The sequence below is a fragment of the Acidocella sp. genome (assembly GCF_050253495.1).
Lineage (GTDB): Bacteria > Pseudomonadota > Alphaproteobacteria > Acetobacterales > Acetobacteraceae > Acidocella.
On the sequence record NZ_JBFWIX010000002.1, the window covers coordinates 84,129 to 98,159 of the forward strand.

Consider the following 14,031-nt stretch of genomic DNA (forward strand, 5'->3'; position numbering starts at 1 on the left):
ATGGTTGTGGTCATGGTCGATACTTCTTCTTGTGGCTGTGGTTCCGGCCTGCGCCGGCTGCGTTGCTGCGCGCTCGATGTCGCGGCGCTGAGCCCGCCGGAGGCGGTGGCGATGTTGTCGCCGCTCGTTTCCCAGGCGGAGGCGCTGCTGGCGGCGGGAGAGGCTTCCCAGGCGGAGGCGCATTTGCACCAATGCCTGGAACTGGCGCCGGGACACGAGGAGGCGCTGCTGCTGCTCTACCGGCTGTGCCGCGAGCAGAACCGCGCGGCCGCGGCCGATGTGTTGATCCGCCGCGTGGTGGCGCTGAATCCAAATCATTTCTGGGCCACGAACGAGCTGACATTGCTGCTGCTGGCCAGGGGAATGCTGGCCGAGGCGGAGATTCACGCCCGCAACGCCATCCGGATCGCGCCGCAAAACGCTCAGGCGCATAATTTGATGGGGCTGGTGTTGACGGAGGCGAACCGGCCGCAGATCGGGGCGTATCATTATCGCCGCGTGCTGGAACTGGCGGCGGGGGAGGAGCCGATCACGCTGGCCAATTTGGCCTGGAATCTGAAGACGCAGGGGCGGATCGAAGAGGCGAGGGCGCTGTACCGGCGCGCCATGGCGCTGAAGCCCGGCGTGGCGCAGACCATTTTGGGCTATGCGAAGATGGAGGAGGCGGACCGCCAGTTCAGCCGCGCCCTGGCGTTGCTGGATGAGGGCGAGCGGGTTTGCCCCGACCATCCCTCCATGCGGTTGACCCGCGCGACCGTACTCTCCCGGTTGAAGCGCAATGAGGAGGCGCTGGCGATTCTGAACCGGCCGGAGACGGGCGGGGTGAAGCTGGGCCCCGCCGAGCTTTCGGAGAAAGGCCGGCTCCTGGATCAGATGGGGCGTTACGACGAGGCCTTCGCCTGTTTCGAGGCGGGCAAGGCGCGGGCGCTGGAGCTGGGCGCGCGCGCTTACATGGCCGAGGCGGCGCAAGATATGGCGGCGCGGTTGAAAGGGTTTTTCAGCCGGCGCCGCTTGGCGACCCTGCCGGTGGCCTCACGGCGCGCGGATATGCCGCAGCCCGTGTTCATCATGGGATTTCCACGCTCGGGCACCACGCTGATCGAGCAGATGCTGAGCGTGCATCCGCGTATCTCGGCCGGCGACGAGCTGCCCTTCGTCAATGACATCACCCAAATCATGCCGCGCCTGCTGGCGAGCCCGCTGACCTATCCGGAGGCGCTGGCGGAGCTGTGGATGGGCGACCAGCGCGACGGGCTGGAGGAGCTGCGCGACTATTATCTCAACCGGGCGGGCAAGGCGGGATTCATCGAGGAAGGAAGCGCTTATTTCACGGATAAGATGCCGCTGAACGAGATGCATCTCGGGCTGGTCACGCGGCTTTTCCCGCGGGCGCCGATCATCCATGTGCTGCGCCACCCGCTGGATGTGGTGCTTTCGGTTTATTCAAACCACCTGACGCATGGGTATTTCTGCGCCGCGCGGCTGGAGAGCATCGCGGCGCATTATAATCTTATCGCCGATCTGGTGCGCCATTACCGGCAGGCGCTGGATGCGCGCTATCTGCCGGTGCGCTATGAGGAGATGGTGACGGACCAGGAGGCGCAGCTGCGGAAGATCATGGATTTCATCGGGGTGGAATTCGATCCGCGCTGCCTCTCCTTCGAGCGGAACAGGCGTTATGCGCGCACCGCATCCTATGCGCAGGTGACCGAGGCGCTTTACGGCCGTTCATGCGACCGTTACCGGCCTTATCTGAGGCATCTCGCCCCCGTGGTGGAGATGCTGCGCCCGGAGATCGAGCGGATGGGCTATCGGGTGGAAGCGTGACGCCCGTTCAGGCGGCTTTTTCCACGGTGAACCCGGCATCGGCGATGGCGTCTTCATAGGTTTGCGCGACCGCCACGCCGCTGACACTGACCAGCTTGGTGGCGAGATCCGCCTCCACCCGCGCGGCGGGGTCGAGATGATGGATGGCCTCGGTGATCGAACGGACGCAGCCGCCGCAATCCATGTCGGGCACGGTGAAGCGCAAGAGGGGAGAAGAGGTCATGGCGGGGCTCCTGATTTGAGTTCACCCGTATAGGGGTTCCCATCATGGTAACGTCAAGCGCTTGACCTTCCCATGATGGGAATCTCATATCATGCATCATGGACCAGATTGTTGCTTCCACGAAGCGGATTGAACTCGCCATTGGTGGCATGACCTGCGCCAGCTGCGTGGCGCGCGTCGAGAAAGTGCTCAAGCGTGTGCCGGGCGTGCGGGATGTGTCCGTGAATCTGGCCACCGAGCGGGCCAATATCCTGGCCGGGCCGGAGGTGGCGGTACCGGCGCTGACAGCGGCGGTGGTGAAGGCGGGATATAGCGCCAGCCCCGCGCGGGCACCGACGCCCGACCGGGCCGGGCGTGAGCTGTTTGAACTGCTGGCCGCCTTTGTGTTGGCGGCACCGGTGGCGGTGGCGGGCATGGCCATGCCCGTGCCCGGCTGGGTGCAGCTTGGCTGCGCCACGCTGGTGCAGTTCTGGCTGGGCGCGCGGTTTTACCGCGCCGGGTTCCTGGCGGCGATAGGGGGCTCGGGCAATATGGATTTGCTGGTGGCGTTGGGCACCTCGGCGGCTTACGGGCTTTCGGTCTGGGATTTCTTCGACGGTGGCCCGCTTTATTTTGAAAGCGCGGTGGCGGTGATCGCGCTGGTGCGGCTTGGCAAATATCTGGAAGGGCGGGCCAAGCGGGATGCGGCGAAGGCGGTTTCCGGCTTGCGGAAGCTGCGGCCGGACCAGGCGCATCTGGCCTCCGGCTTGGATGTGCCGGTGGCGAAGCTGCGGGTGGCGGATGAAATTCTCATTCGTCCCGGTGAGCGTGTGCCGGTGGATGGCGAGGTGCTGGACGGTGAGGGCAGCGTGGATGAGAGCCCCGTGACCGGCGAAGCCTTGCCGCAACCGCGCGGGCCTGGGGCAAGGCTGCTGGCGGGGACGTTGAACCTGGACGCGGTGCTGCGCCTGCGGGTGAGTGCCGCGGTGGGGGAGAGTTTTCTGGACCGGATGGCCCGGCTGATCGACCAGGCGCAAGCGGCGAAACCGCGTGTGCAGAGGCTGGCGGACAGGGTTTCCGCCTGGTTCGTGCCGGTGGTGCTGGTGCTTGCCGCCGTCACCTTCGCGGGGTGGCTGCTGCATGGGGCCAGCATGCCGCAGGCGGTTATCAATGCGGTGTCGGTGCTGGTGATCGCCTGCCCCTGCGCGCTGGGGCTGGCGACGCCGGCGGCGATCATGGCCGGCACGGGGGCGGCGGCGAAGGCGGGCATTCTGTTTCGTGATGCCGATGCGCTGGAGGCGGCGGCGAAGATCGATATTCTGGCGTTCGACAAGACCGGCACCTTGACCACGGGCAAGCCGGTGCTGGCCTGTGTGGAGAGGCTGGGAGGGCTGGATGAGGTGCGGCTGCGCGCCATTGGCGCGGCGCTGGCGGCGCGGGACACGCACCCGCTGGCGGCGCCGCTGCGGCGCGACGGGGTGAGGCCGGCGGAGAATTTCAAGATTTTGCCAGGCCGGGGCGTGCGGGGCGATCTGGACGGGGTGGGCTATCTCTTTGGCTCCGCCCGGCTGGTGCCCGCCGCGCCGCCCCGGCATGACGAGAAGAGCTGGTCTTATCTCGCCACCGAGGAGGGGGAGGTGCTGGGGGCATTTGGGTTCACCGACTCCATCCGCCCCGGCGCGGCGGAGGCTGTCCAGCGTTTGCGCGCTGCCGGGGTCGAAACCTTGCTGCTGACCGGCGACCGCGCCGAGGCCGGGCAGGCCCTGGCGCGGACGCTGGGCATAAGCCGGGTGGAGGCGCAGGCCACGCCGGAGCATAAGCGCGAAGTGATCGAGAGCTTGCGGCGCCAGGGGCGCCATGTCGCGATGGTGGGCGATGGCATCAACGATGCCGCGGCCCTGGCCGCCGCCGATGCGGGCATGGCCATGGGCAATGGGGCCGATGTCGCCATCGAGGCGGCGCCGATTTCCCTGCTGCGCGCGGATCTGGCTCTGGCCCCGGCGGCCTTGGATCTGGCCAGCCGCACCTGGAGGATCTTGAAGCAAGGGTTGTTCTGGGCGCTTATCTATAATGCGCTGGGCATTCCCGCCGCCGCTCTCGGATTGCTCAGCCCAGCCCTGGCGGGAGGTGCGATGGCGGCATCCTCGCTCTGCGTGCTGGGCAATGCGATGCGGCTGCGCCATTGGAGAGTGAAATGAATCTGGTGACCATCGCCCAGGCTTCGGCCATGACCGGCGTTTCCGCGAAGATGATTCGGCATTATGAGAGCATCGGCCTCATCAAGGCGCCGATGCGGACCGAAAACCGCTATCGCCATTACAGCGAGGCGGAGTTGCACGAGCTTGGCTTTATCCGCCGGGCGCGGGATTTGGGGTTTTCCTTCGAGGATATCCGCCAGCTGCTTTCCTTGTGGCGCGACAGCCACCGAAGCTCAGCCGAGGTGAAGGCGATCGCGCTGCGCCATATCGCGGAGCTGGACCAGAAAGCCGCCGCCCTGAAGACGATGAGCGCGACCTTGAAGGGCCTTGCCGCCAGTTGCCCTGGGGATGAACGGCCCGATTGTCCGATTCTCGATGCGCTGGATCCGCCAAAACTCATGGATTCTTGCTGCGATCCTTGACTTCGTGCCGCTCATTGCCGATACGGGGCCATCGAAATGGGCGCGATCCGCGCCCGGCGCATTGCCGCGCCCCGACCGCGAGAGACGAAATTTTTGTCTGACAAGAACGACGCCGATAAAGCTGAAAATCCGGTTATGCCCCCGCAAGAACCGGTGGCCGAGCTTACCCCCCAGGCCGATGAGGCCGTGGAAGAGGGGTTTGCCGGGCTTGGGCTCTCTGAACCGATCCTGAAGGCGCTGGAGGAGAAGGGCTATGCCAAGCCCACTCCCATTCAGGCGCAGGCGATTCCGGTGGTGCTGATGGGCCGCGACGTGCTGGGCGTGGCGCAGACCGGCACCGGCAAGACGGCGGGGTTCACCTTGCCGATGCTGGATATTTTGCAGGGCACGCGCGCCCGCGCGCGCATGCCGCGCTCGCTCATTCTGGAGCCGACTCGCGAGCTGGCCTTGCAGGTGGCGGAAAATTTCGTCCAGTACGGCAAATATCTGAAGCTGAACCATGCGCTTTTGATCGGCGGCGAGAGCATGGCCGACCAGAAGGCGGTGCTGACCAAGGGGGTGGACGTGCTGATCGCCACGCCGGGCCGGCTGATCGACCTGTTCGAGCGGGGCGGGTTGCTGCTGACCGATGTGCGGGTGCTGGTGATCGATGAAGCCGACCGCATGCTGGATATGGGATTTATTCCCGATATTGAGCGCATCGTCTCGCTGTTGCCGCGGAATCGTCAGACCTTGTTCTTCTCGGCCACCATGGCGCCGGAAATCCGCCGCCTGGCCGATGCCTTCCTGACCGATCCGAAGCAGATCAGCGTTTCCCGCCCGGCTTCGGTGGCGACCACCATCACCTCGGGGCTGGCGCTGGTCGCCGAGCAGGACAAGCGCGAGGCGCTGCGCCGCCTGTTGCGCGCTGACGAGGTGCAGAACGCCATCGTGTTCTGCAACCGCAAGCGCGATGTGGATATTCTCTATAAATCCCTCACCAAGCATGGTTTCGCCGCCGGGGCGCTGCATGGCGACTTGCCGCAGAGCGTGCGGTTCGCCACGCTGGAGACATTCAAGGCGGGTGATCTGAAGATCCTGGTCTGCTCCGATGTCGCGGCGCGCGGGATCGATATTGGCGGGTTGAGCCATGTGTTCAATTTCGACGTGCCGCATCATGCCGAGGATTATGTGCACCGTATCGGGCGCACGGGCCGCGCCGGGCGCCAGGGCCATGCCTATACGCTGGCCGCCCCGGATGACCGCCTGGCGGTGGAGGCGGTGGAGAAGCTGACCGGAGGGGCCATTCCACGGATTGAGATTTCCGGCCTCGACGAGGTGGAATGGTCCGAGGAAGGGCATGCCCGGCGTGGCCGCGGGAGCAGGAAGGACGGGACCAGGAAGGATAAGGAGCGCAAGCCTGAAAAGGCGGAGCGGCCCGAACGCGGCAAGGAGCGCCCGCCAGAGCGGGCCGAACGGCCAGAGCGCGAGAAAGACCGCAGGCGAGAGCGCGACAGAGAGCGCGACCGGGACCGCGATGTGGGCGCGCCGGTGCGTGGCTTTGGCGATACGATCCCGGCCTTCATGCTGATCCGCCGCCGCGACACGGCCAAGGTGGCGGTGGAGGAGGGCGTGGAGCCGGAGGAAAACGGCTCCGACATCGCCGCCTGAACCACAGGCGCCCGGCAGTTCTTCCCGCCGACAGGATGGTTTCGAGCCTTGCTCTCGGGCCAGGCGGCGTGGGGCTTGCCGGCTTTGCAAACTGAGTCTCACCGATGCCCCATTGTATTCATTTCGGCCTGTGCGGCGGCTGTTCGAGCGATGATCTCGGCCAGCCGGACAAGGCTGGCCTGCTGGCGCGGGCCTTGGCGCGGGCCGGGTACGACGATGCGGTGGTCGCGCCCTTGACGAGGGTGGCCTTGCGGACGCGCCGCCGGGTGGATCTGGCCGCCAGCCGCAAGGGGGCGCAGATCGTGCTGGGATTGCATCGCGCGCGCTCCGCCGAAGTGGTGGATATGCGCGAATGCGTGTTGCCGCGGCCGGATTTTCTGCCTTTGCTGCCGCCCTTGCGGGAGCTTCTGCGCGGCTTGCAGGCCTTCCGGCGGGAGGCATCCGTGGTGATCAACTGGGTCGATAACGGGCCGGATATTCTGATCCGCGCCGATGCCGCGCTGACCCAGCCGGACCGTGCCCGGCTGATCGGTTTCGCCAAGGCGCGGGGCGTGCCGCGTCTCTGCGTGGCCGAGCCGAAACAGATGCCGGAGCCGGTGATCCTGCTGGCCAGCCCGGTATTGCGGTTTTCGGGGGTGGATGTGACGCCGCCGGCCGGCGGGTTTTTGCAGGCCAGCCCGGACGGGGAGGCGGCAATCATCGCCGCCATGCTGGCCGGCCTGCCAAGGCTGCGCCACAAGAGCCGGATCATCGAGCTGTATTCAGGGTGCGGCACGCTGAGCTTCGCATTGGCCCAGCATGCCCGCGTGGAAGCTTATGAGAGCGACGAACAGGCGGTTTATGCCGCGGATCAGGCGGCCCGCGCCGCCGGGCTGGCCGGACGGCTGAGCGTGACGCGGCGCGATCTGCATCGCCGTCCGCTTCTGGCGCGCGATTTCAGCGGCGCCGAGGCCGTGGTGCTGGACCCGCCTTTTGCCGGGGCCGCCGCCCAGATGAAATTTCTGGCCGGGGCCGGGGTGGGGCGGATTGTTTATGTGAGCTGCAATCCAGCGGCCCTGGCGCAGGATGCCGGCCTGCTGCGCCAGGCGGGATACAGGCTGCTTGGCGCCACGCCGATCGATCAATTTCCCTTCTCTGAAAATATCGAGAGCGTGGTCGTGTTCGACAGGAAAGGGGCGTGAGGCCCCGGCTGGCTTTGCGCGGGAGGCGCGAAAACCCAATAAAGGGTTGAAGCAGGCTGGTTTCATCCCAGTTCGAGGGGGCATGCCCATGGGCTGGAGCGATCATTTTCATAACCGCCAAGGAGATTTGAAAGGTTATGAAATCACATATTTCTGAACTGATGGCGTCGGGAACGTTTCATAGCGTCGCCGCGTTTTTTCTGAATATTCTATATGCGATCCTTATTCTGCTGATCGCCAATTTCATGGCCCGCGCCTCGCACCGGCAGATTTTGGCCGTGTCGAAGCGCAATCCGAAGCTCGATGACACGTTGTTCCGTTTCCTGGGCAATATCGTCAGATATCTCGTTCTGGCTTTCGCGGTTATTTTTGTCCTGAACCGTTTTGGCATCCAGACCACCTCGCTGGTGGCCTTGATCGGCGCCGCCGGTTTGGCGGTCGGTTTGGCGCTGCAGGGCACGCTGAGCAATCTGGCGGCGGGCATCATGCTGATTTTGTTCAGGCCGTTCCGTGTCGGAAATTATGTCGAGGCGGCTTCCCAGGCGGGCACGGTCGAGGAAATTTCGTTGTTCTACACGGAGATGAAAACCTATGACGGCCTGAAGCTGATCGTTCCGAACAAGGATATATGGGCGTCGTCGATCAAGAACTATTCCGTCAATACGCAACGCCTGATCGATCTGACCATCGGTGTGTCCTATGGCAGCGACTTGAAGAAGGCCGCCGCCATATTGAACGACGTCGCAACCGGGGATGCGCGGGTTCTGAGCGACCCGGCACCGTTCATCAAGGTGAAGGAGCTGGGCGACAGCTCGGTGAATTTTGTATTCAGGGTCTGGGTCGCGAGCGGAGATTGGTGGGTGACGAAATGCGAGATCACCGAGAAGATCAAGCTCGCCCTGGACGAGGCGGGGGTGGAGATTCCCTTCCCGACCCGCACGCTGAGTTTTTCCAATCCGCTGGATATCGCGGGCACGCGGGCCAATGGCTGAACGGGTCTGAACGTTTCCGGAGCCGCGCTGTTTCGACGATGGCGCGGGGTCGGCATTTCAGTCATCGCGGGGCGTTCTCGACAAGACATCCCCCCGCAAAAGACATCGGGGCGGTGTTTTCGCACGCCCCGCGCCCCATATCGCAAGGCGGGCTTAACCTTGTTTCCAGGGCAGGCCTTCGGCCTTCCAGCCCGCGACCTTGCCACGGCGCTCGCGCGCGTCGGCCGGGCCCTCGAAGCCGTCCTTGACATTGTAGACATGCTTGAACCCGGCCTCCAGAGCGGTCAGGGCGGCGGCCATGCTCCGCCCGCCGGAGCGGCAGATGAAATAGACATGCGCCTCCCGGCCGACGCGCGCGGCGGCCAGTTCGTCCATGAATTGCGCGTTGGCCTGCATGGTGGGAAAGACCTGCCATTGTATCAGCACAGGCTGTTTGCCGGCCTCGCTGAGATCTGGAAGGCCCACGAAGCTCCACTCGGCGTTGGTGCGCACGTCGCACAGAACAGCATCCGGATTGCTCATCAGCGCTTCCCAGACCTGTCGCGGTGAGACATCTTCGATCATAATACCCTCCGGTATGTGCTTTTGGCACGCAGCATAGCGAGGACGGTTACGGATGGAAACAGTGGCGGCAGGCTTGATCGGCGCGATCGGCAACACCCCTCTTATCAAGCTCAGACGCGCTTCGGCCGCCACGGGCTGCGAGATTCTGGGCAAGGCGGAGTTCTGCTCGCCCGGCGGGTCGGTGAAGGACAGGGCGGGGCTGGCGATCATCCGCGACGCCGAGGCGCGCGGCCTGTTGCGGCCGGGCGGCACCATTGTGGAAGGCACGGCGGGCAATACCGGCATCGGCATCACATTGGTGGCGAATGCGTTGGGCTATAAGAGCATCATCGTGATGCCGGAGACGCAGAGCCGGGAGAAGATCGACTTCCTGCGGATGATCGGCGCGGATTTACGCCTGGTGCCCGCCAAGCCGTTCAGGGATCCGGGAAATTACGTGCATGTTTCGCGCCGTCTGGCGGAGGAGCTGGGCGCGGTCTGGGCCAACCAGTTCGACAACCTGGCCAACCGGGAGGGGCACCGCGCCACCACCGGGCCGGAGATCTGGGCGCAGACGGGGGGCAAGGTGGACGCCTTCACCTGCGCGTGCGGCACGGGCGGCACGCTGGCGGGTACGGCGCTGGCGTTGAAGGAGCGCAAGGCGGACGTGCGGATCGTGCTGGCCGACCCGGAGGGCAGCGGGCTTTATGGCTGGGTGAAGAGCGACGACCTGACCGTGACGGGCTCTTCCATCACCGAGGGGATTGGCCAGTCCCGCGTGCCGGAAAACCTCAATGGCGCGCCAATCGACGATGCGGTGAAGATCCCAGACCCGGAGGCGCTGGAGCAGATTTACGATCTGATGATCCATGAGGGGTTGTCCGTCGGCGGGTCGTCGGGGGTGAATGTGGCGGCGGCGATCCGGGTGGCGAAGGCGATGGGGCCGGGCCATACCGTCGTGACGATGCTGTGCGATGGCGGGGCGCGTTATCAGAGCAAGCTGTACAACCCCGACTTCCTGCGCTCGAAGAACCTGCCGGTGCCGCCATGGATGTGAACGACGCGGCCGCGCTGGACGCGGCCGAATTGCTGGAGGTCTACGCCACAGGTGAACTGACGCCGTTGCAGGCGCTGCAAGGGGTGACGGAGCGGATCGCCCGGCGCAACCCGGAGATCAACGCTTTCGCCACGCTCGACCCTGGCGCGCTGGATGCGGCGCGGGAGAGCGCGGCGCGCTGGAAAGCCGGACGGGCGCGCGCGCTGGAAGGTGTGCCGGTGACGGTGAAGGATCTGATCGATGTGCGCGGCCTGCCGACCAGGCGCGGTAGCAAGACCACGGATCCGGCCCCGGTGGCGCGGGATGCGCCGCTGGTGGCGGCCCTGCGCGCGGCGGGGGCCGTGATCATCGGCAAGACCACCAGCACGGAGTTTGGCTGGAAAACCCCCGGCGACAATCCTCTCAACGGCGTGACCCGCAATCCGTGGAATGTGGCGCATACGCCGGGCGGGTCGTCCTCCGGCGCGGCGGCGGCGGCGGCGGCGTTTTTCGGCCCGCTGCATGTGGGCACGGATGGCGGCGGCTCGATCCGCATTCCCGCCGCCTGGAGCGGTGTGGTGGGGCTGAAGCCCAGCTTCGGGCGGGTGCCGCAATGGCCGCTGGGGGCGTTCGGTCCCGTGGCGGTGGCGGGGCCGATTGCGCGCTCGGTGAAGGATGTGGCGCTGATGCTCTCCGCGCTGGCGGGATTCGACAAGGCGGACCCGTTCTCCCTGCCCGAGCCCAAGCGCGATTTCACCGCTGGGCTGGAGGATGGAGTCAGGGGGCTGCGTATCGGCATTCTGCGTGCGCCGGGATTCGAGGCGCCGGCCGACGATGCGGCTTGGGGGGCCGTGGAGACGGCCCGTGACATCCTGGCCGGGCAGGGGGCGGAATTTGTCACGATCGCCCCCGCCTTGCCGGATGCCGGGCGGATTTTCGCGGCGCTCTGGGGGGCGGGGCTGGCGAAATCCGTGAATGCCGTGCCGGAGGCGGACCGGGGGCCGATGGATGCCGGGCTGGTGGCGCTGGCCGGGCGATTCGCCGATCTTTCCGCGCAGGAGCTGCTGGCGGCGCAAGCCGGGCGCGTGGAGGCCGCGCATGCGATGGCGATGCTGGAGGTCGATGCGATTCTCTGCCCCGCCGTGGCGCATGGCGCGCCATTGGCGCGGGCGGAATATGGCGACCCGGTGGAGGCGCTGTTGCGTGACTGGGCCCCCTGGACGGTGCTGTTCAGCTTGACGCGCCAGCCGGCCATCGCATTGCCGATGGGCGTGGATGCGGCGGGTCTGCCCACCGCCGTGCAGATCGCGGCGCCGCTTTACCGGGACGATGTGGTGCTGCGCGTGGCGCGGGCGGTGGAGGCGGGGCTGGGGTAACGCCTTGCCCCCGCGGGGCGCGCTTTTCCGGCGGTGTTAAGCGGCTGGCAACCAAGATGCTGGATGAATGGCATGAAGCCCGGCCCCTGGCGGTGCCGGGCTTCATGCGGCGCAGGCCGCCTGATCGGACAAAATGTTTGATGGTGGGGCTTCATGGCATTCGTGATCAAACCGTTGCAGAGTTTCACGGCGGAAGCGCAAGGACAAAACAACGATAAGCTATATCTTTACCAAATCGATCCGCTGCTGATCGAGGAGGAGGACGGGTTCAATCTCCGTTATTATGAAAATCCGAAAGTCGCCGAGCATATCGAGGCTTTTTGTGAATCCTTCCTGCGGGGACGCTATGTGCCGCCGATGGTGGTCCGCGCGTTGGAGGATGGGCGGATCGTGGTGATCGAGGGGCATTGCCGCCGCCGGGGGCTGCGCATGGCCATCGCCAGGGGGGCGTCCATTCCACGGGTCAGTGTCATTCCGTTTCGTGGCAATGACGCGGAGCGGGTGGAGTTGATGCTGCGCTCCGCCCAGGGATTGAAGCTGGAGGCGCTGGATGTGGCCCGTGGTTATTTGCGGCTTTCGCATCTGGGGTTCAGCCCGTCGGCGATCGCGGCGTCGCAGAGCAAGACGGTCGCGCGGGTGGAGCAGTTTTTGCTGCTGGCGCGGGCGGACCCGCAGGTGCAGGCGTTGGTGCGGGGGAATCATGTGTCGCCGGATGCCGCGATCGAGGCTTTGCTGACGCATGGCGACGCGGCGGCGCCGGTTCTGAACCAAAAGCTGGACGAGGCCCGGCGGGAAGGGCGGCTGCGCCTGACCAGGACCGTCAAAACCACCAAGAGCCGCCCACCGCGCAAAACCGTGGAGAAAGTGTTCGCCGGGGTGGAAGCCGCCATGGGGGCCCTGCCGCTGGAATTGCGGCGGCAGGTCGCGCGGCTGCGAAAATTGCCGGAAGCGGAGCGGAGTGCCCGCATGGTGGAGGTAAGCGCGCAATTGCTGGTCAGCCTGGCGCAGGCCGGCCGGGAGATTGAGCGGATGCAGGCCAGGCGGGCGCGCCGGCTGGCAAAGCTGGAGGCGGCGCAACCGCCGGATCCAGCATCCCCGGATCCAGCATCCATGCCAACGGAGGCATAAGGGGGATTGCCGGTTCGCATTGGGGGCGGGGCCCGCCTGTCGTCTGGAGCGCCGTTTTTCGGGCCGGATGCGGCATGAAAACCGCTTCGGGTTCCTTGGACGCTGGCCCTTTGGATGCTGGCCCTTTGGATTCGGGCTTTTTGGATTCGGGCCCCTTGAAAGGGGGCGCGGTTTACTCGGTGGCCTCCTTGGTTACCTTCACCCGGTCGATCCGGCGCCCATCCATTGCCAGAACCTCGAATTTCCAGCCGCCGAACAGGATCGCATCGCCCTTCGCGGCGGGACGCAGCAGCAGGGCCAGGATCAGCCCGCCCAGCGTGTGGTAGCTGCCCTCGTTGGGCAGGTTGGGCAGGTGCAGCCTGGCCTTGGTTTCGTCTATGGGGGTCAGGCCGTCCAGCTCGTAGACCGAGTCCGGCGGTGGCTCGATATAGGAGGAAGGGCCGGTATCCTCGGCATCGCCGACAATCGCCTCCAGCACGTCGGCGGCGGTCACCACCCCCTCGAAACTGCCATATTCATCGAAGACCAGGGCCATGCCCAACTCGTCGGTCTTCAGACGTTCCAGGGCGTCGAGCGCGGAGACCGAGTCGGGGATGGCCATGGGCTGACGAAGCACGGTGGAGATGATGGCTCCCTCCCGGTTGTCCAGAACCCGGTCCAGCACATCCTTCGCCAGGATGATGCCCGCGACATTATCCACCGAGCCGTCGCAGACCACGAAGCGCGAATGCGAGGCGGCCCGTAGCCGGGCGATGATGTCCTCGCGCCCGGCGGCGCGGTCGATCCAGACGATTTCGGTGCGTGGTGTCATGATCGCGCGCACGGGCTTGTCGGCTAGGCGCAGCACGCGCTCGATGATGTCGCGCTCCTCGTTTTCCAGCACGCCGGTTTCCGCCCCTTCCACCAGCATCGCCTTCAGTTCTTCTTCCGAAACGCCGCGCCGGTCCTCAAGGGCCGGGCCGAACAGGCGCAGCACGAGGTCTGTCGTTTTGCGCAAGGCCCAGATCGCCGTGGCGGCAAGGCGGGCGAGCACGGAGATCGGTCCGGCGACCAGAACGGCCAGTTTTTCAGGATGGCGCAGGGCGAGCTGCTTGGGCACCAGTTCGCCGAACACCAAGGTGAGATAGGTGATGATCAGCACGGTGAGGATCACGCCCAGCGGCCCGGCATAAGCGGAGATATAGGGAATGTCGCGCAGCGGCCCCTGCATGCGCACACCGAGCTGGTCGCCACCGAACACACCGGTGAGAATGCCGATGAGCGTGATGCCGAACTGGGTGGTGGGCAGGAAGCTTTCCGGGTCGTCCGCCAGCATGCGCGCCCGCGTGGCGCCGCGCACGCCTTGGCGTTCCATCAAGGTCAGCATGGCCCGGCGCGATGAGACGAGGGCCAGTTCCGCGAGCGCGAAGGCGCCATTCAACAGAACCAGGAGCGCCAGGATGGCAAGTTGCAAAATCAGGGGCATGGTCTGCTTGT

12 protein-coding genes are annotated in these 14,031 nt (G+C 65.8%); 9 read left to right on the forward strand and 3 right to left on the reverse strand.

Features of this window, described 5'->3' with window-relative positions; genetic code table 11:
• Nucleotides 1-12 precede the first annotated feature (12 nt).
• The gene (locus AB7D48_RS02550) at nt 13-1,827 is read left to right on the forward strand and encodes a sulfotransferase (RefSeq protein ID WP_427975746.1); all 1,815 of its coding nucleotides are present in this window, start codon (nt 13-15) and stop codon (nt 1,825-1,827) included.
• A gap of 7 nt (nt 1,828-1,834) precedes the next feature.
• Here the strand turns inward: AB7D48_RS02550 and AB7D48_RS02555 are convergent, their stop codons facing one another.
• Nucleotides 1,835-2,050, reverse strand: a complete 216-nt coding sequence (locus tag AB7D48_RS02555) for a heavy-metal-associated domain-containing protein (RefSeq protein WP_427975747.1) — start codon at nt 2,048-2,050, stop codon at nt 1,835-1,837.
• Nucleotides 2,051-2,148: 98 nt separating this feature from the next.
• Here AB7D48_RS02555 and AB7D48_RS02560 point away from each other — a divergent pair, with 98 nt between their 5' ends.
• The 5 genes from AB7D48_RS02560 (at nt 2,149) to AB7D48_RS02580 (ending at nt 8,472) form a co-directional block, all read left to right on the forward strand.
• Nucleotides 2,149-4,227 (forward strand): heavy metal translocating P-type ATPase, encoded by a 2,079-nt coding sequence (locus tag AB7D48_RS02560; RefSeq protein WP_427975748.1) that lies wholly within the window; start codon nt 2,149-2,151, stop codon nt 4,225-4,227.
• Nucleotides 4,224-4,649: a Cu(I)-responsive transcriptional regulator gene (gene cueR / locus AB7D48_RS02565; protein ID WP_427975749.1), complete on the forward strand. Its 426-nt coding sequence runs from the start codon at nt 4,224-4,226 to the stop codon at nt 4,647-4,649. Before AB7D48_RS02560 ends, cueR begins: the two co-directional genes overlap by 4 nt.
• A gap of 135 nt (nt 4,650-4,784) precedes the next feature.
• A complete protein-coding gene (locus AB7D48_RS02570; protein ID WP_427975750.1) occupies nt 4,785-6,299 on the forward strand; it encodes a DEAD/DEAH box helicase in 1,515 nt (504 codons plus the stop codon).
• Between the two features lie 104 nt (nt 6,300-6,403).
• On the forward strand, nt 6,404-7,480 hold the full coding sequence (locus AB7D48_RS02575) for a class I SAM-dependent RNA methyltransferase (RefSeq protein ID WP_427975751.1): 1,077 nt from the start codon (nt 6,404-6,406) through the stop codon (nt 7,478-7,480).
• Between the two features lie 137 nt (nt 7,481-7,617).
• A complete protein-coding gene (locus AB7D48_RS02580) occupies nt 7,618-8,472 on the forward strand; it encodes a mechanosensitive ion channel family protein (RefSeq protein WP_427975752.1) in 855 nt (284 codons plus the stop codon).
• A 153-nt stretch (nt 8,473-8,625) separates the two neighbouring features.
• Here AB7D48_RS02580 and AB7D48_RS02585 read toward each other — a convergent pair whose 3' ends face one another.
• A complete protein-coding gene (locus tag AB7D48_RS02585) occupies nt 8,626-9,036 on the reverse strand; it encodes a rhodanese-like domain-containing protein (RefSeq protein WP_427975753.1) in 411 nt (136 codons plus the stop codon).
• Between the two features lie 52 nt (nt 9,037-9,088).
• Here AB7D48_RS02585 and AB7D48_RS02590 point away from each other — a divergent pair, with 52 nt between their 5' ends.
• From AB7D48_RS02590 to AB7D48_RS02600, 3 genes are all read left to right on the forward strand, one after another.
• Nucleotides 9,089-10,072, forward strand: coding sequence for a cysteine synthase A (locus tag AB7D48_RS02590; protein ID WP_427975754.1), 984 nt, complete (start codon nt 9,089-9,091; stop codon nt 10,070-10,072).
• Nucleotides 10,063-11,427 carry an amidase family protein gene (locus tag AB7D48_RS02595; protein ID WP_427975755.1) on the forward strand — a complete coding sequence of 455 codons (1,365 nt, stop codon included), beginning with the start codon at nt 10,063-10,065 and terminating at the stop codon, nt 11,425-11,427. The genes AB7D48_RS02590 and AB7D48_RS02595 overlap by 10 nt, the downstream gene beginning before the upstream one ends.
• A gap of 153 nt (nt 11,428-11,580) precedes the next feature.
• On the forward strand, nt 11,581-12,555 hold the full coding sequence (locus AB7D48_RS02600; protein WP_427975756.1) for a ParB/RepB/Spo0J family partition protein: 975 nt from the start codon (nt 11,581-11,583) through the stop codon (nt 12,553-12,555).
• 172 nt (nt 12,556-12,727) lie between these two features.
• Here the strand turns inward: AB7D48_RS02600 and AB7D48_RS02605 are convergent, their stop codons facing one another.
• On the reverse strand, nt 12,728-14,020 hold the full coding sequence (locus AB7D48_RS02605) for a hemolysin family protein (RefSeq protein ID WP_427975757.1): 1,293 nt from the start codon (nt 14,018-14,020) through the stop codon (nt 12,728-12,730).
• Nucleotides 14,021-14,031 lie beyond the last annotated feature (11 nt).

What these genes read in the sequence shown, in the direction of transcription:
- AB7D48_RS02550 (WP_427975746.1), top strand. Translation starts at nt 13, where the DNA reads ATGGTCGATACTTCTTCTTGTGGCTGTGGTTCCGGCCTGCGCCGGCTG.
- AB7D48_RS02555 (WP_427975747.1), bottom strand. Translation starts at nt 2,050, where the DNA reads ATGACCTCTTCTCCCCTCTTGCGCTTCACCGTGCCCGACATGGATTGC.
- AB7D48_RS02560 (WP_427975748.1), top strand. Translation starts at nt 2,149, where the DNA reads ATGGACCAGATTGTTGCTTCCACGAAGCGGATTGAACTCGCCATTGGT.
- cueR (WP_427975749.1), top strand. Translation starts at nt 4,224, where the DNA reads ATGAATCTGGTGACCATCGCCCAGGCTTCGGCCATGACCGGCGTTTCC.
- AB7D48_RS02570 (WP_427975750.1), top strand. Translation starts at nt 4,785, where the DNA reads ATGCCCCCGCAAGAACCGGTGGCCGAGCTTACCCCCCAGGCCGATGAG.
- AB7D48_RS02575 (WP_427975751.1), top strand. Translation starts at nt 6,404, where the DNA reads ATGCCCCATTGTATTCATTTCGGCCTGTGCGGCGGCTGTTCGAGCGAT.
- AB7D48_RS02580 (WP_427975752.1), top strand. Translation starts at nt 7,618, where the DNA reads ATGAAATCACATATTTCTGAACTGATGGCGTCGGGAACGTTTCATAGC.
- AB7D48_RS02585 (WP_427975753.1), bottom strand. Translation starts at nt 9,036, where the DNA reads ATGATCGAAGATGTCTCACCGCGACAGGTCTGGGAAGCGCTGATGAGC.
- AB7D48_RS02590 (WP_427975754.1), top strand. Translation starts at nt 9,089, where the DNA reads ATGGAAACAGTGGCGGCAGGCTTGATCGGCGCGATCGGCAACACCCCT.
- AB7D48_RS02595 (WP_427975755.1), top strand. Translation starts at nt 10,063, where the DNA reads ATGGATGTGAACGACGCGGCCGCGCTGGACGCGGCCGAATTGCTGGAG.
- AB7D48_RS02600 (WP_427975756.1), top strand. Translation starts at nt 11,581, where the DNA reads ATGGCATTCGTGATCAAACCGTTGCAGAGTTTCACGGCGGAAGCGCAA.
- AB7D48_RS02605 (WP_427975757.1), bottom strand. Translation starts at nt 14,020, where the DNA reads ATGCCCCTGATTTTGCAACTTGCCATCCTGGCGCTCCTGGTTCTGTTG.